This is a genomic window from Lacticaseibacillus casei DSM 20011 = JCM 1134 = ATCC 393 (genome assembly GCF_000829055.1).
Lineage (GTDB): Bacteria > Bacillota > Bacilli > Lactobacillales > Lactobacillaceae > Lacticaseibacillus > Lacticaseibacillus casei.
The window spans coordinates 243,481-263,551 of the sequence record NZ_AP012544.1; the positions used below are offsets into that span (position 1 = coordinate 243,481).

The window sequence follows — 20,071 nt, forward strand, 5'->3', positions numbered from 1 at the left end:
TTTTTGGAATCACGACGCAATAACAGTGCAAAAATTGCGCTTTCATAAATGCAAAAGCAAGCGTTTGCAACAGCTTGCAGGTGGTCTAGACTTTTTAATTGGAAAGGGGGAACGGCAATTTGAAAGATAAAAAGCTGTTGATTCTGGACTTTTTACTGAAGCACGGCACGGTTCATTACGATCAAATTGCCGAAGCGACCGGGCTTTCCGAGCGCACAGTTGGCAATTACTTAAATCGGCTGGACGCGGACTTATCGCCATATGCCGTCAAATTGGTGCGCAAGCGCAATGTCGGCGTGTCGTTAGACGGACCGGCCGACCAAAAAGCCCATTTGTTGCGTAGCATTCATGGTCAGGAAGGGTTCACCTCGCAAACAGCGCGTGAGCATTATCTGATGATCAAGTTGCTGCTAACCAACCGGCCGTATACCCTCAGCAAGCTTGCTGACGACCTATTTGTTAGTCGCCGCACCATCGACAACGACTTTAAGTCCGTCAAGCGAGTCTTCCGAGAAAATCACGTAACCGTGCAAACCAGCCGAACCGGTATCCAAGTAACAGCCTCCGAATCACAGCGGCGCCATATGTTGGCAAAATTACTTCGCGGTTACTGGGGTGAAAGCCTGTCCGTTGCCAAGCAAAAAGATGGCGAGGTGGTCCAGCAGATTCAGTTGCCGGCGTATCTGAATCATTTAGTCAATCCAGCGACCACCAAGGCGGTTATGCAGAGCTTGGCTGAATTTCTGAAACAGTCAGACTTGATCTTTTCAGATTATGCATTGCAATCGTTGGCCATTCATCTCATTATCGCTTGCGAGCGCCCCAAAAAAGCCGCGCCTGCACCAGTGCACCCAGCACCTTTACTGCCGGAAACCAAACAATTATTAACCCTTGTGACTAAGCATGTGCATCGGACGCTGGACAATGCCGATGCGCAACAGATCAATGCTCATATTGCGGCGATTCTGGATCGGCAGGTCAGTGATGCCCCGGCCGCAAGTATTGAGGATCAGGCAGCGCCGGTGCTTAGACAACAGATTGCCGGGTGGCTAACCGGGATATCGCCAGACACGCGGTTACTGGAAGATTTAAGCGTTCATCTCAGCGGCGCGCTGGCCCGGATTGCCCGTGGGATGACGATTCCCAATCCATACACGGAAGAGAGCAAACGCAACTTTCCAATGGCGTTTGATGCGGCTGCTCAGCTAAGTATGGCCGTTGCTAAACGCTATCATGTCACTCTCAACGATGACGAGTCTGGCTTTCTAGCGCTACATTTTGAATCCTTCTTCGAACGGCAACATGCCGCAGACCGCATTTCCACGGTGGTGGTTTGTTCCAGCGGTGTCGGGACCAGCCGTTTGCTCGCCCAACGCCTGGAAGAACGCTTCCGCGAAAAGTTAGTCATCACTCGGACAATCGGCTTGGCAGACCTGATGCGGCAAACGATTCCCGAGACGTTGATTATCAGCACGGTGCCGATCCAAGGGATGCGCCAACCGGTGGTGATCGTGAATCCGTTACTGTTGCAACATGACATCGAAAAAGTCGCGCAGCAAGCTGATCGCCTGCGTCTTGGAACAGATGGCGATGCTTTCCTCAGCCTGTTAGATCCAAAGCTAGTGTTACCGAACCTGCCGCAGACTGATCACCATGCGGCCATGCAGGCAATGATTCGGCAATTGACAAAAAGCGGTGTGTTTGAAGACGAAACGTTGCCGCTGAAACTGGCCGAAGATCGCGAAAAGCTTGCAACAACGGCGATGCGCCTCGTCGCGATTCCCCATATCTCGCCGGAAATGGTTCAACGTCCGGCAATTGCCCTTGGACTGGCACCCGAAGGCATCGACTGGTCCGGGCAGAAGGTCAAAGTGGTCTTTTTCCTCGCACTCAATGCGGCTGCACCTGGCGATCAGCGCCGTATTTACCAAGTCATGAATCGAATGATTGATGATCGCCTATTTTGCGAAAAGTTGGCACAAAGTCCGACCCCAGCAAGCGCGTTAAAAAACTTATCTGAATATGTTCATAAAGGAGCGAACGAATTTGAATGAAGTTAATGTCACCACTGATGTCCACACCGATGTTGCCGTCCCTGCCGATAAACATGCAGCACTTGGGACCATTGCAACGATTTTAAGCACGAACCGCCCAATTTCAGCTGATGAGTTGCGTGATAACCTCATTGCACGCGAAGACGAAAGCAGCACGGGATTTGGTAACGGCGTAGCTATCCCACACGCCAAGGTCAACGGATTAACTGAACCTTTTGTTGGCGTCGTGACGTTTAAACAGCCTGTTGCGTGGGATTCTTTGGACGGTCAGCCTGTCTCGATCGCCATTGTCCTGGTAATGCCAGATCAAAACGGTGCGGATAAGCTGCATTTGAAAATGTTGTCGAAACTGGCGCGTAAGTTAATGGATGATGATTTTATCAAAGCCTTGAAGGACGCGCAGCACGAAGGTTCACAAATGACCAAAGTACTGGATCAAGTTTTGTAAAAGGGGGAATTTTTGATGGCAAGTTTTGTTGGTGTTACCAAATGTCCGGTTGGCATTGCCCACACCTATATGGCAGCCGAAAAGCTGCAAAAAACCGGGCAGACTGACGGCTATAAAGTTAAAGTTGAAACGCAAGGTGCGTCAGGCACTGAAGATAACTTAACCGCTGATGAGATTAAAGCTGCTGATTTTGTTGTTTTGGCCATTGATGTAGCCATTGATGGCATGGAGCGGTTTGTCGGCAAGCGCGTTGTCTTTTCAACGACGGCGGAGGCGATTAAGGATCCGCAAAAGCTGGTTGATGAAGGTAAGCATGCCGATGTTTATACTGGTGAAAAACAGCACACTGCTGAAAATGAAGCCGATGCTGAATCCGAGGACACGGCCCATGAGCAGAGTCCCGTAATTAAACAGTTATTAAACGGGGTTTCCCACATGATTCCGTTTGTCGTAATTGGCGGGTTATTCATTGCCTTGTCCATCGCATTGGGTGGTCATGCGACCGCTAAAGGGATGGTGGTTGCCCCGAATACAATTTGGTCAACGATGAATCAAATCGGCAACATTGGCTTTAGCTTGATGATTCCGATTCTGGCAGGCTTTATTGCGTATGCGATTGCCGGACGTGCGGCCTTGGCTCCAGCGATGGTTGGCGCGATGGTCTCTAACACCCCAGCCATTTTAGGCACCAAAGCAGGAACCGGTTTTCTAGGCGCTATTCTGGTTGGTTATGCTGCTGGTTATTTAACCAAGTGGATGAACTCCTGGCCGATTCCTAAGAGTCTGCGGGCCGTGATGCCGATTTTCGTCATTCCACTGCTTGGTACCGCGATTATCAGTGCGGCCTTTGTCTATCTGCTAGGCAGTCCGATTTCCTGGTTGATGACCGCGCTGCAAAACCTGTTGACGTTCTTGTCCAAGAGTCCGTCCACGAGTGTCGTTTTAGGGCTTGTTTTAGGCGCCATGGTTTCGATTGATATGGGTGGTCCGATCAACAAGGTTGCCTTCCTTTTCGGGGTCGCGTCCATTACTGCAGGCACGCCTGAGATTATGGGTGCCGTTGCTTGTGCCATTGCCGTACCGCCGCTGTCATCCGGGATTGCGACATTGTTCAAGTCAGAATTGACTAGCGACGAAGAAAAGACAGCTGGCGTATCGGCCATTTTGATGGGACTGATTGGTATTACCGAAGGCGCGATTCCGTTAGCAACTGCGCATCCTAAGCAAGTCTTCCCGGGCATTATTATCGGTTCCGGGGTGGCTAGTGCTGTGGGGATGGTCTTCCACATTACCGATGCTGTTCCGCATGGTGGCCCGATTGTCGGCGTACTGGGTGCGACGAACAACTTAGGCTTATTCTTCTTGTCAATTTTAATTGGGGTCATTGTCTCGACCGCTATTATCGTATTCCTCAAGCAGCGCGCCGTTGCCCATCAAAAGAGCATGGCATCTGCTGAATAACGCAAATCAGCCCGCTGCGCATCTCTTGCGTAGCGGGCTGTCGATGTTTCCCAACACCAAGGATCATCTTAGTAGTTAATTGTGATGAAACGTTGAATCAATTAACGAGTTTGGTTAATTTTAAAAAATGATAATGCGCTATTTTGATGAAGGGGAGCACGCGATACCGGATGATTGGCCTAGAGCAATCGTGTATAATGGGAGTCGATAGCAGGAAAAGCAGTTATGACACAGCGAACTGCTGGTAAACGTGACTAAAAGGAAGTGGATCTTTTGACAGAACCATTATTTTTGAAACCATACTTCAATCCCAAAATTTGGGGCGGACGTAAACTTAAAACAGAATACGGGTTTGATATTCCGGACGGTAAAATCGGTGAAGCCTGGATCATCTCAGGGCATCCGCATGGACCGGCAACGATTGAAAATGGGCCGCTCAAAGGCAAGACGTTGCGTGAAGCCTGGCACGAAGACCCGGCTTATTTCGGGCCGCAACATAGTCAGAAATTTCCGCTTTTGGTGAAAATTCTGGATGCCGAAGCGAGCCTAAGTGTGCAGGTACACCCAGACGACGCATACGCCGCTGCCCATGAGGCCAAGGGCGAGCTGGGTAAAACCGAATGCTGGTATATTTTGCAAGCTGATCCGGGATCTTACTTGATCTACGGTCATCATGCCAAGACGCGCGAGCAACTGAAGGACATGATCGAGGCCGGCGACTGGGAACATTTATTGCGCAAATATCCGGTGAAAACCGGTGACTTTGTTTATGTGCCAAGCGGGACGATCCATGCGCTCAACAAAGGAATTGTCGCTTTGGAAACCCAACAGAGTTCGGATACGACATATCGGCTGTATGATTACGACCGAACCGACGATCAAGGCCATAAACGCGAGCTGCATATCAAGCAAAGCCTTGACGTGACCACCGTACCGTTCCAGGATCCGAAGCTGGACATTACCAAGCAGCAAGTACCAGGCGGCCAGATCACGACCTTTGTCAAGCCACCGTTGTCGCCACATTTTGCCGTTTATCGTTTGGATATTGACGGCACGATGCCGTTTACCCAGCAAGCACCTTATACCAATGTCACCGTTCTCGAAGGCGAAGGCACCTTCACGGCAGACGGTCAGGATTATCCGATTAAAACCGGTGACAGCTTCCTGATTCCTAACCAAATCAAGGCATGGCAGTTCACTGGAAAGCTGGCTATTGTCACATCGACACCGGGTGTGGATGCTTAATGGCTAGCGTTGACGGTACTGACCTGCCAAATAAACTCGGTCAAACGCAAGCAGTTCTGGAAAATCTCTGGAGCTGTTTTTTTTGATGACTTTAAAACTTTAACACCCAAAAAATTAACCAAAAATGAGAACGCTTTCGTATTGATTTTTTTATATCAAACAGTTGGTTAAGCCAGTGAAAATCTGAATATTTGCGTCTGTGGTATCTTTTCGTGACAAGAACGTGTGACTGGTATGGACCACGTCAAATCAAAAAGGCAGATTCGCCAGATTAGAATTAGATCGTTTCCGTTGACAATCAGAAGTGCAAGCGCATACACTACTAAGTGGTTGGTACCACGTGGAGGTGAGGATATGGAAAAGGTTCCGTTGACTAAACAGCTGGTAGATCAGCTGGAGACATTTATCAAAGAAAAACTTCAGCCCAATGACAAGTTGCCGTCCGAGCGGGATCTTAGCGAACTGTACCATGTCAGCCGAAACACGGTTCGGTCAGCGTTGAACGAATTGTTCCTGCGCGGCTTCATTTATCGCAGTACCGGTAAAGGGACGTTTGTAGCGGAACGATTTGACGAACGAACCGATGTCAGCGGCTCGTACAGTTTTACCAAACAGATGCTAGCCATGAATCGCCAACCCGTGACGAAGATTCAGCGGCTGGAAAAAATCGCGGTACCGGCAAATATTGCGAAGCGAATGCGCATTGATCCAGGGACGCCGGTTTATGTATTGGATCGGCTGCGGATTGCGGACAAACTACCGATGATGATCGAACGCAGTTACTTACCGGCGTTAACCGTGCCGGATCTTGAAAAAGACGCCTTGGAAAGGTCACCGTTGTATGACTGGCTGGAAGAGCACTACGGCATCCATATTGCGTCGGTTGACGAAGCGTTCTTCGCCGGCTTGGTTTCACCGGAAGACGCCAAGCTGCTCCGGGTCGCGCCGGCATCGGCATGCTTGAACATTCGGCGGACGACTTTTGCAGACACTGGCGAGATCGTCGAGTATACCTTGAGCGTGGCGCGGGCTGATCAATTTGTTTATCACGTTCATCATGTTAATCACTAGGAGGATGGATAATTTGTTTGAAAAGACAACTGAAGAATTAACCAAATTAGGCGCACAGATTACGACCGCTGAGATCAAACAGCAGCCGGAACTGTGGCAAGAAGCGTTTGACAATTACACCCGTGACAAAGAAAAGATTACTGCTTTCTTGAAACAAGTAACGGATGCCGCTAACGGTAAGCAGATTCGGGTTATTTTCACCGGTGCCGGGAGCTCCCAGTATGTTGGCGACACGGTGACCCCGTACTTGCGGGCACATGGCGATCGCAGCAAGTTTGTCTTTGAATCAATCGGTTCGACCGACATCGTATCAGCACCTTACGATTTTCTAGAAGCCGACACACCAACGATTCTGGTTTCCTTTGCTCGTAGCGGGAACTCGCCAGAAAGCTTGAAGACGGTTGAACTAGCGGAACAAGTGGTGCATAACCTCTATCAAATCAGCATTACCTGTGCGCCTGAAGGTCAGTTGGCTAAGAAATCCGCCAGTGAAGACAAGACGTTGCTGCTGTTGCAACCGGCTGGCTCTAACGACAAAGGATTTGCGATGACCGGCAGCTTCTCCTGCATGACATTGAGCGCATTACTGGTATTTGATACCGCTAGTGACGCTGACAAACAACAGTGGGTCAAGGCGATCGCTGCGATGGGCCAAGAAGTCGTTGACCGCGAATCTGAAGTTCAAAACGTCATCAATCGCGATTTTGAACGTATCGTTTATCTGGGCTCCGGCAGTCTCGGTGGTTTAACCCGTGAAACGCGCCTGAAGGTTTTGGAACTGACGGCTGGCCAATACGCCACGATGTTTGACACGTCAATGGGCTTCCGTCATGGTCCTAAGAGCTTTGTGAATGACAAGACCTTGCTGTTCGATTTCGTCAGCAACAATGCCTATACCCGGCAATATGACATTGATGTTCTTGAAGAAGTCAAAGGAGACAAGATTGCCCCATCCGTTATGGCAGTTGGCACCAAGCAAGACCAGAACTTCTCAGGCGACGGTTTCTATTTTGAAAATGGCCTAAAAGATCTTCCTGAAGGTTATCAGGCTTTGCCGGACGTGATGTTTGCCCAGACATTGGCACTTTTGGCTTCCATCAAGGTTGGCAACTTACCTGACACCCCATCACCGACCGGAACCGTTAATCGGGTGGTCAAAGGGGTTATCCTCCACGACTATTCAGGTCAGGAATAAGGTTGGCGTTGTCATGGTGCAAGCTGGCAAGAAAATCGTGTCGGGTTGCATCGCTTAAACTGGGAGGCAAATGTTCATGAGTTATTACATTCACGCCGCAAAGTTTTTCCTTAAACATGCGACTGAAATTGGCGGGTATCTGGAAATTACCGATGACGGAGAATTCGGCGAGTATCTGCCGGAAAATGCCAAGCCGGATGGCGACATCGTGGAACAACCCGGTAAGCTGATCGCGCCGGGCTTGGTTGACACCCATATTCACGGCCTTTTGGGTCATGATGTGATGGACAACGATTGGGACGGCATTGAGACAATGAGCCAGAACTTGGTAAAAGCCGGCGTCACCAGTTGGCTGCCGACCACTTTGACCGGTTCGTTTGATCAGCTGAACGATGTCTGCAAAACCATCGCCGCACATGCTGGAGAAGAAACCGGCGCCAAGATCCAAGGCATCTATTTTGAAGGCCCGTACTTCACCACCAAACACAAGGGTGCGCAGAATCCTAAGTATTTTAAGAACCCAAGTGAAAAAGAATACGATGCTTGGCAAACGTCGGCAAATGGCCTCTTGAAAAAGATTGCCATTGCACCGGAACGTGACGGTGCCGCTGCCTTTACGCGGTATGCGACTGCTGACGGCACTGTGGTCGCACTTGGCCACAGCGATGCCACGTTTGAACAGGCAAAGGCATGCGTTGATGCTGGTGCGACCGTCTTCACCCACACGTTCAATGGCATGAGTCCGTTGAATCATCGGGAACCCGGCATGGTCGGTGCCGCGATGTACCTGCAAGGCGTTGACGACGAGTTGATCTGCGACGGCCACCATGTACGGCCTGAAGTTGCCACCACGTTAATTCGGCTAAAAGGTGCGGAACATATCGCGCTGATCACCGATTGTATGCGGGCCGGCATGATGCCGGATGGCGATTATGTTTTGGGCGAATTCCCGGTTTATGTCAAAGACGGCATGGCGCGGTTGAAAGATGGCGATAGTTTAGCCGGTTCCGTGTTGGAATTAAAAGATGCGTTGACAAATTTGCTGACATGGAATGCGGCGACACCGGAAGCGATCATTCGGATGGCGACCCAAACGCCGGCTGCTTCATGCAACATTGACGGTCAGTGCGGCAGCATTTTACCGGGTCGCGCGGCTGATTATCTGGTGCTGGATGCCGATTTGACGCTTCAGGCAACGTATTTAGACGGCAAAATGGTTTATCAAGCCGAAGCATGAGAGCTTATGTGACACAAAACCTGTGAAAATCGGGACTAATGTGTGAAACTGAAGAGTGTTAGCAGGACAGCTGTTATGAGTGAAAGGGGGCCAGGCCTTCATGACGACTTTTTCGATCGAGCATGATTTTATGTTGGATGGCAAGCCGTTCAAGATCTTATCTGGCGCAATTCATTACTTCCGGGTTCATCCAGACGATTGGTATCACAGTTTGTATAACCTGAAAGCACTGGGCTTCAACACGGTTGAAACGTATGTGCCATGGAACTTGCATGAGTATCGCGAAGGCGAGTTTGATTTCAGCGGCATTCTCGATATTGAACATTTTCTGGATGTGGCTGAAGATCTTGGCCTGTACGCGATTGTTCGTCCGTCACCGTATATTTGTGCCGAATGGGAATTCGGTGGTTTTCCGGCGTGGCTGTTGACCAAGTCCATGCGGTTGCGTACCGATGATCCAAATTATCTGCAAGCGATTGATCGTTATTATGCAGCGTTAATGCCGCATCTGGTTAATCATCAAGTCACCCATGGCGGCAACGTCCTGATGATGCAGGTGGAAAATGAGTATGGCTCATACGGTGAAGACCACGATTACCTAGCGGCGCTTGCCAAATTGATGAAGAAACACGGTGTCGATGTGCCGCTGTTCACCTCAGACGGACCGTGGCCAGCAACGTTAAATGCCGGCAGTATGATCAACGATGGTATTCTGGCAACCGGCAACTTTGGTTCGGCAGCCGATAAGAACTTTGATCGGTTGGCAGCATTTCATCAGGCGCATGGTCAGGATTGGCCACTCATGTGTATGGAATTTTGGGATGGCTGGTTTAACCGCTGGGGCGAACCGATCATTCGCCGCGATCCTGACGAAACGGCCGAGGATCTGCGAGCGGTCATTGAGCGCGGCAGTGTCAATCTCTACATGTTTCATGGTGGCACCAATTTCGGGTTCATGAACGGTACCTCTGCACGTAAGGATCACGACTTGCCTCAGGTGACCTCCTACGATTATGACGCCCCGCTCAATGAACAAGGCAATCCTACCCCGAAGTATTTTGCCATTCAAAAAATGCTTCATGAAGTCTTACCGGACATTCAGCAAGCCGAGCCGCTGGTTAAACCGACACTGGCACCGGCTGAACATCCGCTGACGGCCAAGGTTTCGTTGTTTGCGGTGCTTGATCAACTTGCTAAGCCGGTCGCAGCTGCTTATCCGCAAACCCAAGAGTTTTTGGGCCAGTACACGGGTTATACCTTGTATCGGGCGCAGCCGTTGATTAGCGGCACTGACAAAGGAACGCCAGCTAAATTAAGGGTGATTGATGCCCGCGATCGGATTCAAGCTTATTTGGATCAGCACTGGTTGGCGACCCAATATCAGGAAGCCATAGGCGATGATATTTTGTTGCCACAGGTTGAAGGCCATCACCAGCTGGATTTGCTGGTCGAAAACATGAGTCGGGTTAACTACGGTGCCAAAATCGAGGCCATTACCCAGTTCAAAGGCATTCGGACCGGTGTCATGGTTGACCTGCATTTTATCAAAGGTTATCAGCAGTACCCGCTAGACTTGAATCAGGCGCCAGAACTGGATTTTTCAAAAGATTGGCAGCCTGAAACGCCAGCGTTTTACAAATACACGTTTGATCTGACAGAGCCGCATGATACTTATCTGGATTGTCGCGGATTCGGTAAAGGAGTGATGCTGGTTAATGGTGTCAATGTCGGCAGGTTCTGGGAGAAAGGGCCCACGTTGTCACTGTATGTGCCAGCGGGACTCCTGCATGCCGGACAAAATGAGGTCATCGTGTTTGAAACCGAAGGCCGCTATGCCGAAAGCTTGAAAATGGCTGACCACCCGATATTTGAAGAACCAAATAATGAGGAGGAGTAGAAAATGGCTATTATTGCAGCACGTATTGATGGTCGCCTGGTCCATGGCCAGGTTGCCAACCTTTGGACCACCAAACTGGGTGCGACCCGAATTATCGTTGTCGATGAGGCAGCTTCCAAGAGTGACATCGATAAGAGTGGGTTGCGGATGGCAACCCCGGAGACGGTTCGCTTGTCAGTTCTGGATGTTAAGACCGCGGCTAATCACATTTTGAACCACAAATATGATTCCCAGCGGGTTTTCATTGTCGCAAAGCGGCCGGAAACATTTTTGGCCTTAGTCGAAGCTGGCGTGCCGATTAAAGAATTGAACGTCGGCAATATGTCTCAGACGGATCAGACTCGGTCCATTACCAAGTCAATCAATGTGGTTGATGATGACGTTGAGACCTTCAAGAAGCTGGATGCCGCTGGTGTTCACTTGATTGCACAAATGGTTCCGGGGGATCCCGCAGCAGATTTCATGACGCTGCTCAAAAAAGGATAGGGGGAGTCAACAATGATTGCATGGTGGCAAATAGCACTTTTAACATTATATGCAGGTTATCAAATCCTTGATGAACTGCAAATTTATTCAGCCATGAGTTCACCGGTTTTTGCCGGATTAGTATCAGGTTTAGTCATGGGCGATATGAAAGCCGGTTTGATGATCGGTGCGTCCGTTCAGTTGATGGTTTTAGGGGTCGGCACATTCGGTGGTGCATCTAAAATTGATGCCAACTCCGGGACGATTCTGGCAACGGCTTTCTCCGTTAGTTCAGGGATGAAGCCGGCTGCAGCGGTTGCTGCGATTGCGGTTCCGGTTGCAAGTATCATGATTCAGACCGATATCTTAGCACGTTTTGCCAACACCTTCTTTGCACATCGGATTGATAAGATGGTTGACGAATATAACTACAAAGGTATCGAACGTTACTTCCTTGCCGGTGCACTTCCATGGGCACTGTCACGGATGATTCCGGTTGGTTTGGCGCTTTCCTTTGGTGGCGGCTTTGTTACCAACGTGGCACATGTCTTGAATACAAGTTGGAAATGGTTAGGCGACGGACTCACGACTGCCGGGGCGGTTCTGCCGGCTGTCGGGTTTGCGATCCTGCTCCACTACTTGCCAGTTAAGAAGCATTTTGCTTATCTATTCCTTGGGTTTACCTTCACGATGCTTTTCACAACGCTATTTGGCAGTGTTCAGATGCTGGGTACGGCGATGACTGAAGTTACCAAGAAATTCACGGCAAACTTCAATGGCCTGTCCATGTTAGCGATGGCGTTCATTGCCTTTGCCTTTGCTGCGATTGCTTACCAGCAGTCAACAGCACTGCACGATAGCACTGGCGGCGGTAACGGTGAAAGCGGTTCTGCACCGAAGAAGAATACCAATGAAGAGGGGGAAATCACCGATGATGAACTCTAATAAACCCACTTACAAATTAACGGATAAAGATTTCCGGCAGATTAATCGGCGTAGCTTGTTCGGCTTCCAGTTGGGTTGGAACTACGAACGAATGCAGGCATCAGGTTATTTGTACACGATCCTGCCACAACTGCGGAAGATTTATGGTGATGGCACACCTGAACTGAAGAAAATGATGAAGACGCACACGCAGTTCTTCAACACGTCTAACTTCTTCAACACCATCATCACCGGGATTGACTTGTCAATCGAAGAAAAAGAAGGTATCGCCGGCGAAGAAACCGTCGTTGGTATGAAAACCGGGTTAATGGGTTCCTTCGCTTCCATTGGGGATTCAATCTTCGCTGCTTTAATTCCTGCCATTTTTGGGGCCATTGCGGCTAACATGGCGCAGGAAGGTAACCCAGTTGGGGTGTTCATCTGGATCGCCGCCCAAGTTGCCATCATGGTCTTCCGGTGGAAACAGTTACGGATTGCGTATAACGAAGGGGTTTCCTTAGTTACCACCATGTCGCATCGTCTGGCTGCTTTGACCAATGCCGCAACGATCATGGGGGTCTTCATGGTTGGCGCGTTGGTTGCAACCATGATTAACGTTAAATTCGCCTTTGCACCAAAGATTGGTAATGTACCATTGGATTTCCAGAAGTATTCAGATATGATTATTCCTAAGCTACTACCAGCCTTGATCGTGGGTGCCATTTACTGGCTGCTTGGCCGTAAGCACATGACCTCAACCCGGGCAATCTTTATCGTATTGTTCGTATCCATTGCACTGTCCGCCTTGGGTGTCATTGCAAAAGGCTAATCAAGTACGCTAAAGTTTTTGTTGTAAGCATGAGCTGCTCCAGCCATATCTGATTGCAGGTATCATTAAACAGTCATGCGATTTTAAATCATCATGAACCGCGGTCGGTTGGACCGGCGCATGTTAAAGGAGTTTTACGAGATGAGCAAATTAGTTTTAATCAGTCATGGTCAATTATGCGAGGAACTCAAAAAGAGTGCCGAAATGATCATGGGACCACAAGATGATATCGCGACAGTTGCGTTACTGCCGAACGAAGGGCCTGAAGATTTTCAAGCCAAGTTCAAGGCCGCAATCGAAGGCGCCGATGATGTTACTGTGCTAGCCGATCTCAAAGGCGGCACCCCCAACAACGTCGCTGCCCGGGTGTTGGCAGAAGGCGGCAACTTCGACCTTTATGCCGGCATGAACCTACCAATGGTCATCAGCTACTTGAATGCCCAGATGCTGGACATGAAGCCTGATCTGCTAGGCGACGGTAAAGCTGGCGTGGTTTATATCAACGATATCGTGAAACACTAGTCAGTTTTGAATGACTGAGGAAAGCCTGTGTCCGGTTGGATGCGGGCTTTTTTCATGGCTTATTTATCATAGTAAAAGTTCACGATGCCATGGGCGGCTATGAATTATTCGAATATGATCTTGCCCGCGAGTTGAATATTCATCCCCGAAAAGACGATAAAAAGTAGTGCACGATCAACACCCGCACACCGCGATGCAGAATTGGCGGTATGCGGGTGCTGTTTTTGCGAGTATGATGGACGAAATGACACGTTAGCGTTGTTCTTATTGGATACATCACATTTTTTTAAAAAATTTAAGGTAGAATGCTTTTCGCGCATTTTAGAATCAAGTTAGCCACTGTCTCAAAATTTTTTGGACAATAAAAAACATCAAGAACAGATATCCTGTATCATTGAAGTTCCTACACAAACAATGGAAGAGGATATTGTCTTGATGCAGAAACAGGATAGCACACACCGCCAAAAAGGTCAGCACTTAACATCACTCGAGCGCGGAAAAGTGGCCGGATTCCGCCAAGCTGGGAAGTCCAATCGTTGGATTGCTGCTGAAATTGGCGTCTGCCCGCAGACCATTAATAATGAAATCAAGCGAGGTACAGTAGATCAGGTCAAGAAGAGTAATGGCAAGCGCGTCTACCATCGACAATACCTGCCAGAGGCTGCTCAGGCTCGTTACGAGACTGCACGCTTGAGCTGCCATCGTCCTGACAAGTTCGCCAGCGTACAGGTCTTCTTAGCCTGGTACGTACAGCGAGCTAAGCAGGACAAATGGTCGCCGGATGCTTCAATCGGCTATGCCAAGCGACACAAGCTGTTTACTCCTGAAGAGCTTGTTTGTGCCTCGACTTTGTACCAGTACATTGACGACCAACGCCTAGAGATTCGAAATATCGACCTGTTGGAGAAGACTAAGCGGAAGACCTCTCACCAGCACCACACCAAGGCTAAGCGCCTGGCTGGCCGCAGTATCGAGGAACGGCCTAAGGTCGTTGAACGACGCAGGCAGTTCGGTCACTGGGAGATGGATACCATTGTCGGTAAACGCAATGGCAAGGAGAGCGTCATCTTGACTCTGATTGAGCGCAAGACCCGTTGCCAACTTCTCCGCTTGATCGAAGGACGAGATGCAGACTCTGTGAGCTATGCATTGCGTGGAATCAAGCGCGAATGGGGAGCTTGCATCAAGACCATCACAGCCGACAACGGACCCGAGTTCACCGCCTTAAATACTGCTTTTGCTGGGACGGAAACTGAGATCTTCTACGCCCATCCTTACACGTCCTGCGACCGTGGCACCAACGAGGCACATAACCGGATGATCCGCCAGGACTTCCCTAAGGGCATGTCCCTAGATGACATTAGCCCTAGTCAAGTGCAGGCCACGCAAGACCGCTTGAATCAGTTGCCTCGCAAACAACAGGGCTACTGCACACCCCAGCAAAACTTTGAGGCCGAAGCTCGGCGCGTTCGCCGCATGGCCCAGTAGTCTCTCTAGCGCCACAACTTCTATTTGATAACGGCCTGTTCTGGGATTGTCCTCAACGACTGGCTAACTTGTTCTTGCAATTTACGGAAAAAACAAAAAGAGAGTATTTGTTTGCATACTCGATTGCCTGTTTTCTCTATGATGATCTAGAAAGTGATTTTGATTTGCAAATACCCGAGTCCGAAATAGCTTATTTAGCCATTCACATTCAGCTGGTTTTAACTGAGGAAACCAAAAATGTTATTCCAACAAAATTGGTATTTCAGGGTAAAAAGGCCGAGGGAGAATTGTTTCGATATAAGATTCAAACCTATTTTCCCAGATTAGAGATCGAGGCCGTCACACCGGCAATAGATCAATCAGACATTGAAAAGTATCAACTGATCATCTGCTGCGGCTTTCAAGAAACCACTAGTGTTATTAGTTCTAAGGTCATTGAAATTAGCAAAGAAATGGATACGCGTGATATTGCAAAGATTCAAAACTTTGTAGAAACAATTGGGACAGCCTCTTTAATTCAACAGCTTGATTATCATCATATAAATGAATCATCAAGTGAGGAAGCAATTGAATATTTATTAAGGAAATCTGAGTACCTTAATCTTTTACCATATTTCCAAAAACGTGAGTCGATGTCACCAACCGATATTGGACATCTGGTGGCGATGCCTCACCCATTTTTAAAAGGGGCAGAAACCACGGCGAAAGTAATTGTAGGTATCAATAGGCAAGAGATTCCGTGGGGTCATCAAAAAGTTAGATTAGTTGTAATTTATATTCCTGCTGCGGATTTGAAGACAAACAAGAATTTCTTCAATGATGTCTATGAACATACAAGTGATTTAGCTGAAGTTCATGCTTTATTGGAAACAAAAACCAAGCAGGAGTTTATTGACGTTTGGAATAGAAAAGGAGAGTATTCACATGCTTTATAATATGGTCGATTTGCTGAGTGTCGCGTATAAAAATAAGTTTGCCGTTGGGTCTTATAATGTCGCAAATAGCGAGTTTGTTGAAGCAATTATTCGCGCGGCAGAAGAGAAGAATGCACCAGCCATTATTCAGATTCATCCCAATGAAATTAATTTGGTTGGTGATAACTTTATTGCCTACGTTAGACAGGCGGTGTCGCGTACGCACATTCCAATGGCAATTCATGTAGATCATGGAGCAACATTGGGAGATTGTGTTCGCGGGATTCATAACGGATATACCTCTGTCATGATTGATGCGTCAGCAGACTCATGGGATAAAAATGTAGCACTCACCAAAAAAGTTGTTGATGTAGCGCATAGTGTGGGCGTATCTGTTGAAGCAGAACTTGGCACAATTGGATCCAATGAACTTTCAACTGAAGGGACAGGTGTAAATAAAATTCTGTATACCGATCCTGAAGATGCAAAGAAGTTCGTAGCATTGACCGGTGTTGACACTCTGGCCGTAGCAATTGGAACTCGCCATGGACATTACAGTCACGTTGAAAAACCTGAGTTGAGAATTGATTTACTCGAGAAAATTCATGAAGCCGTTGATATTCCCTTGGTTTTGCACGGTGGCTCCGATAACAAAGATGCGGAAATTAAAAAGACTTATCTTCACGGAGTGGCAAAAATCAATCTGTCTACAGACATGAAGACGGCATTCTTTAAGCAACTTAGGAAGAATTTGGATAATAATCCAGATGCGTATGAGCCTGATCAGCTGATGCCATCGGCTAGAAAAGCAGCACAAGATGTTGTTGAACATAAAATGGATCTCTTTAATTCTACTGACAAAGCCGACTTATACTAATATCTAACAAACAGGCCTAGTTTCGGAGGTGAGCTAGATGCATATAGACGAATTAATTGATATCAAAAATATTGATACTAGTATTGAACCAATGACAAAAGATCAAGCTATTGAACGCATGATCCATAAACTAAAAGTGAATGGTTATATTCAAGATACAGAAACGTTCAGTAAGGCTATTTACCAACGCGAAAAGGAAATTTCAACTGCTGTAGGCTATGGCGTTGCAATTCCACATGCGCGAACTAGTACTGTCAAAAAGTCAACGATTGGCGTTTTTAGAAATCTATCTGGCATTTCATGGGGTCAAGAAAGAGTCAACTTGGTATTTATGATTGCTGCTGAGAAAAATGCTTCAGAAGAGCATTTAAAGATGCTGTCAAAGATTTCGACGTTTTTGATGGACGAGAGCTTTCGAGCTAAACTTATCACGGCTGCTGATCCTAAGGAAATGTATGAAGTTCTTGTTCAAGAGGATGCTAAAAAAAGTGAAGATGCAGATGTTTCGCAGGCTAGAGAATCTGCAGGAAAATATCTTGTGGGAATTAGCGCTTGCATGACAGGCATTGCACACACGTATATGGCGGCTGAAGCACTTGCAAATGAAGCTAAGAAACGTGGTATGCGCGTTAAGATTCAAACGAATGGATCTACTGGTGTTGAGAATAGACTCACATCGAAGGACGTTGAGGAAGCAGATGCTATTGTTGTCGCTCACGATGTAAAGGTTGACACCACCATCTTTGGAGAAAAGCCTTTTTTAGACGTTCCGGTTAAGCGCGCTATTGATAAGCCAGATTTAGTTGTTGATCAAGCATTAGAAGAAGATGCAATAACATCTCAACCTGTTCAATCTCATAAGAATCTTGAGTCGGCATTAGGAAAAGAGAAAAAGGCTGAAGAGGACTTAACAAAAGGGGGCAAATTTGCCCGTGCTTTCTACACACACATTATGAGCCGCGTATCGTATATGATTCCGTTTGTTGTAGTCGGCGGTATCTTTATCGCAATTTCGTTTATGTTTGGCATCTACGCCTCCGACCCTAAGAGCGACCAGTACAATATCTGGGCAGCATTTTTTAATGAGATTGGCGGAAATGCAGCTTTTAAACTCTACGTTCCAATTCTAGGTGGGTTTATTTCTTGGAGTATTGCGGATAAAGCAGGCCTAGCACCAGGCATGATCGGTGGCATGATGGCAGTGAATGGGGGATCGGGATTTCTAGGCGGAATGGTTGCAGGATTCTTAGCTGGTTATGTCACTCGTTTCATCGTTCAAAAGACGCAAAACGTTCCCCACTCTTACAAAGGAATTATGGCAGTGTTGGTCATTCCGCTTTTAGCAACATTTATTGTCGGTCTCGTCATGTTCTTCCTTTTGAACACACCGATGTCGAATATGATTGCGTTTCTGACAAACTGGCTGAAATCCATGAGCGGTGTCAATGCTTTCCTTATGGGCGCACTCTTGGCTGGTATGATGGCTTCAGATATGGGTGGCCCAATCAATAAGACTGCTTCGGCCTTTGGCCTAGCGATGTTTGCATCAAAAATTTATGGTCCTTCGGCAGCGTTAATGGTTGGAGGCATGGTTCCTCCACTTGGAATTGCGCTAGCAACCGTGCTATTTAAGCGAAAGTTTACGATTCAGGAGCGCGAGGCTGGCAAAGCCAATTGGGTACTTGGTGCAAGTTTTATTACGGAAGGAGCGATTCCATTTGCTGCGGCTGATCCCCTGAGGGTTATTCCCGCAAACATCATTGGTGGCGCTATTGGCGGTGCAATTTGTATGGCGACAGGCATCACTTTACAGGCACCGCATGGGGGGATCTTTGTTATTCCAATAGCCTGCAACAAGCCGATTCTTTACATTGGATGCATCGTCATTGGATCAATTGTTACAGCGCTCATTTTAGGCTTCTCTAAGAAGATATTGAGTGAGCAACAAATGAATCAACAGATGGCAGCAGGCATTATTTGAGCCTAAATTTAAACGTGCCAATAATTTCAAAATTGTGCATGCACCGAGAAAACAAAAGTAGCGGACAACAGATGTTCGCTACTTTTTGATATTGAGTTGTAAAAAGAATCATGAAATGTGAGAAGAAACAAAACATTTCAAGGCCAATGGGACCAGTCAATATTCGGCCTAATCAATGTAGTCAGGTTCATTTGCAAGAATCCACTCCTCAGCTTCTTTTGACCATAAACCATCATGCTTAGCGAGAATCTTTCCTAAATCGGAGGCTGGATCAACCTTAGCTAATTCGATACGATCAAATTTTTTACCGCTATAGACTAGCTTTTTGCCGCCGCCAATTTCGGGCTGATTCATGGTTGTTTCGCCTGCATCATTCAGTCACATAACATGAGTGATGACTTTTGAAACATCCAGTTTCCTCTCAGCAATTAACTGTGCTGCTTCTGCCTCGTTATCAGCATCTCCGCCTGAAGTACCTACGAAATGCGTGAAATTGTAGTGGATATTGTAGAAGTTAACTGATGCTGAGAAGTCTTTCTTCATTGGACCGGCAAATTGATTTAAGCACCCGTCAGGATTTAGCAAAGAATCTGCTAAAGTGGCTAAAGGCGCTACGCTGATCATTAGAAATGCATCGTCATATCCAGTTCCGTCGACCGCATTCAAAAGCGCGGCTTTTTGTTCATCCATTGACAAACCATTTACATTCACGAACTTGATGTCGACCCAGTCAGATGGGTAAAGCTTTTTAGCACGATCAAGTTTTTCTTGATTGACGTCAGTAACAACTAATGTGGAGGGCTTCTTGGGGCCATGGAGTGCATAGTCAATGGCTAACAAGCCCATTGGACCTGTACCGCCCATGATTAACATATTGCCGCCCTCTTTAATTCCCGTTGTCTGTTGATAAGAGTGGAAATTAACGTGATATTGAGCTCTGAATGCTGCAATAACACAGCTTACTGGCTCACAAAGGGAACCTTCGTAATACGCGTCGCCTTCAAATGGGATCAAGCACCCCATAGTCATCACTTCATCAGGGATAATTATCTTTGTGGCGTCTCCACCAATATAAGGGTACGAGTAGCCGGGAACAAATGGCGTATCTTGTCGAGCTAGGTTTGGTTGAATGACGTAATTTTGACCAGCGTGGAACTTGGATTGCCATTTTTTCCCAACCTTTAAGATTTTTCCTGAAAATTCGTGTCCAACAACCGCTGGATGATGCGCCAAGTCATCGGGTGTCTTCTTATGGTCTTCGCCCTCCATGGCAAGCTTCCATGATGACATACACATTGTGTCACTTACTACAGTTGCGAGGATTTCATCATCCTTCATTTCGGGAAGTTCGAACGTATCAATTCGAAGATTTTTTTTCCGTAAATTCGTAATGCTGTACTTTCGTAAATTGCAAGAACAAGTTAGCCAGTCGTTGAGGACAATCCCAGAACAGGCCGTTATCA

At 47.6% G+C, this 20,071-nt stretch carries 15 protein-coding genes and 2 pseudogenes; 16 read left to right on the plus strand and 1 reads right to left on the minus strand.

The window, feature by feature from the left end; translation table 11 throughout:
• The first annotated feature begins 119 nt into the window (after positions 1-119).
• From LBCZ_RS01150 to LBCZ_RS01225, 16 genes and pseudogenes are all read left to right on the plus strand, one after another.
• Positions 120-2,054 carry a BglG family transcription antiterminator gene (locus LBCZ_RS01150; protein ID WP_025013254.1) on the plus strand — a complete coding sequence of 645 codons (1,935 nt, stop codon included), beginning with the start codon at positions 120-122 and terminating at the stop codon, positions 2,052-2,054.
• The gene (locus LBCZ_RS01155) at positions 2,047-2,502 is read left to right on the plus strand and encodes a PTS sugar transporter subunit IIA (RefSeq protein WP_025013255.1); all 456 of its coding nucleotides are present in this window, start codon (positions 2,047-2,049) and stop codon (positions 2,500-2,502) included. Before LBCZ_RS01150 ends, LBCZ_RS01155 begins: the two co-directional genes overlap by 8 nt.
• A 15-nt stretch (positions 2,503-2,517) precedes the next feature.
• Positions 2,518-3,963: a PTS fructose transporter subunit IIC gene (locus tag LBCZ_RS01160; RefSeq protein WP_025013256.1), complete on the plus strand. Its 1,446-nt coding sequence runs from the start codon at positions 2,518-2,520 to the stop codon at positions 3,961-3,963.
• A 273-nt stretch (positions 3,964-4,236) separates the two neighbouring features.
• The gene (manA, locus tag LBCZ_RS01165; protein ID WP_039639662.1) at positions 4,237-5,208 is read left to right on the plus strand and encodes a mannose-6-phosphate isomerase, class I; all 972 of its coding nucleotides are present in this window, start codon (positions 4,237-4,239) and stop codon (positions 5,206-5,208) included.
• 354 nt (positions 5,209-5,562) lie between these two features.
• Positions 5,563-6,279 (plus strand): GntR family transcriptional regulator, encoded by a 717-nt coding sequence (locus LBCZ_RS01170; RefSeq protein WP_025013257.1) that lies wholly within the window; start codon positions 5,563-5,565, stop codon positions 6,277-6,279.
• Between the two features lie 13 nt (positions 6,280-6,292).
• Complete coding sequence (locus LBCZ_RS01175; RefSeq protein WP_025013258.1) at positions 6,293-7,474, plus strand: SIS domain-containing protein; 1,182 nt, start codon at positions 6,293-6,295, stop codon at positions 7,472-7,474.
• A gap of 76 nt (positions 7,475-7,550) precedes the next feature.
• Positions 7,551-8,711: an N-acetylglucosamine-6-phosphate deacetylase gene (nagA, locus tag LBCZ_RS01180; RefSeq protein ID WP_025013259.1), complete on the plus strand. Its 1,161-nt coding sequence runs from the start codon at positions 7,551-7,553 to the stop codon at positions 8,709-8,711.
• Positions 8,712-8,811: 100 nt separating this feature from the next.
• Complete coding sequence (locus LBCZ_RS01185; protein ID WP_039639660.1) at positions 8,812-10,608, plus strand: glycoside hydrolase family 35 protein; 1,797 nt, start codon at positions 8,812-8,814, stop codon at positions 10,606-10,608.
• Between the two features lie 3 nt (positions 10,609-10,611).
• Positions 10,612-11,094, plus strand: coding sequence for a PTS sugar transporter subunit IIB (locus tag LBCZ_RS01190; protein ID WP_010492740.1), 483 nt, complete (start codon positions 10,612-10,614; stop codon positions 11,092-11,094).
• A gap of 12 nt (positions 11,095-11,106) precedes the next feature.
• Positions 11,107-12,018: a PTS mannose/fructose/sorbose/N-acetylgalactosamine transporter subunit IIC gene (locus tag LBCZ_RS01195; RefSeq protein WP_025013260.1), complete on the plus strand. Its 912-nt coding sequence runs from the start codon at positions 11,107-11,109 to the stop codon at positions 12,016-12,018.
• Positions 12,005-12,826, plus strand: coding sequence for a PTS system mannose/fructose/sorbose family transporter subunit IID (locus LBCZ_RS01200; RefSeq protein WP_025013261.1), 822 nt, complete (start codon positions 12,005-12,007; stop codon positions 12,824-12,826). Before LBCZ_RS01195 ends, LBCZ_RS01200 begins: the two co-directional genes overlap by 14 nt.
• Before the next feature lie 141 nt (positions 12,827-12,967).
• Positions 12,968-13,348 carry a PTS sugar transporter subunit IIA gene (locus LBCZ_RS01205; RefSeq protein WP_010492747.1) on the plus strand — a complete coding sequence of 127 codons (381 nt, stop codon included), beginning with the start codon at positions 12,968-12,970 and terminating at the stop codon, positions 13,346-13,348.
• Positions 13,349-13,783: 435 nt separating this feature from the next.
• Positions 13,784-14,836, plus strand: coding sequence for an IS30 family transposase (locus LBCZ_RS01210; protein ID WP_010620018.1), 1,053 nt, complete (start codon positions 13,784-13,786; stop codon positions 14,834-14,836).
• An 89-nt stretch (positions 14,837-14,925) separates the two neighbouring features.
• Positions 14,926-15,771 (plus strand): annotated as a pseudogene (locus tag LBCZ_RS01215) (PTS sugar transporter subunit IIA); the annotation flags it as partial.
• On the plus strand, positions 15,761-16,627 hold the full coding sequence (locus LBCZ_RS01220) for a ketose-bisphosphate aldolase (RefSeq protein WP_025013924.1): 867 nt from the start codon (positions 15,761-15,763) through the stop codon (positions 16,625-16,627). The pseudogene LBCZ_RS01215 and the gene LBCZ_RS01220, both read left to right, overlap by 11 nt.
• Before the next feature lie 37 nt (positions 16,628-16,664).
• Positions 16,665-18,608: a PTS fructose transporter subunit IIABC gene (locus LBCZ_RS01225; RefSeq protein ID WP_039639656.1), complete on the plus strand. Its 1,944-nt coding sequence runs from the start codon at positions 16,665-16,667 to the stop codon at positions 18,606-18,608.
• 168 nt (positions 18,609-18,776) lie between these two features.
• Here LBCZ_RS01225 and LBCZ_RS01230 read toward each other — a convergent pair.
• Positions 18,777-20,017, minus strand: a pseudogene (locus LBCZ_RS01230) (alcohol dehydrogenase catalytic domain-containing protein).
• Positions 20,018-20,071 lie beyond the last annotated feature (54 nt).

Coding starts and splice junctions, on each gene's coding strand:
- LBCZ_RS01210 (WP_010620018.1), top strand. CDS start 13,784: ATGCAGAAACAGGATAGCACACACCGCCAAAAAGGTCAGCACTTAACA.
- LBCZ_RS01185 (WP_039639660.1), top strand. CDS start 8,812: ATGACGACTTTTTCGATCGAGCATGATTTTATGTTGGATGGCAAGCCG.
- LBCZ_RS01170 (WP_025013257.1), top strand. CDS start 5,563: ATGGAAAAGGTTCCGTTGACTAAACAGCTGGTAGATCAGCTGGAGACA.
- LBCZ_RS01195 (WP_025013260.1), top strand. CDS start 11,107: ATGATTGCATGGTGGCAAATAGCACTTTTAACATTATATGCAGGTTAT.
- LBCZ_RS01220 (WP_025013924.1), top strand. CDS start 15,761: ATGCTTTATAATATGGTCGATTTGCTGAGTGTCGCGTATAAAAATAAG.
- LBCZ_RS01190 (WP_010492740.1), top strand. CDS start 10,612: ATGGCTATTATTGCAGCACGTATTGATGGTCGCCTGGTCCATGGCCAG.
- LBCZ_RS01160 (WP_025013256.1), top strand. CDS start 2,518: ATGGCAAGTTTTGTTGGTGTTACCAAATGTCCGGTTGGCATTGCCCAC.
- nagA (WP_025013259.1), top strand. CDS start 7,551: ATGAGTTATTACATTCACGCCGCAAAGTTTTTCCTTAAACATGCGACT.
- LBCZ_RS01200 (WP_025013261.1), top strand. CDS start 12,005: ATGATGAACTCTAATAAACCCACTTACAAATTAACGGATAAAGATTTC.
- LBCZ_RS01225 (WP_039639656.1), top strand. CDS start 16,665: ATGCATATAGACGAATTAATTGATATCAAAAATATTGATACTAGTATT.
- LBCZ_RS01205 (WP_010492747.1), top strand. CDS start 12,968: ATGAGCAAATTAGTTTTAATCAGTCATGGTCAATTATGCGAGGAACTC.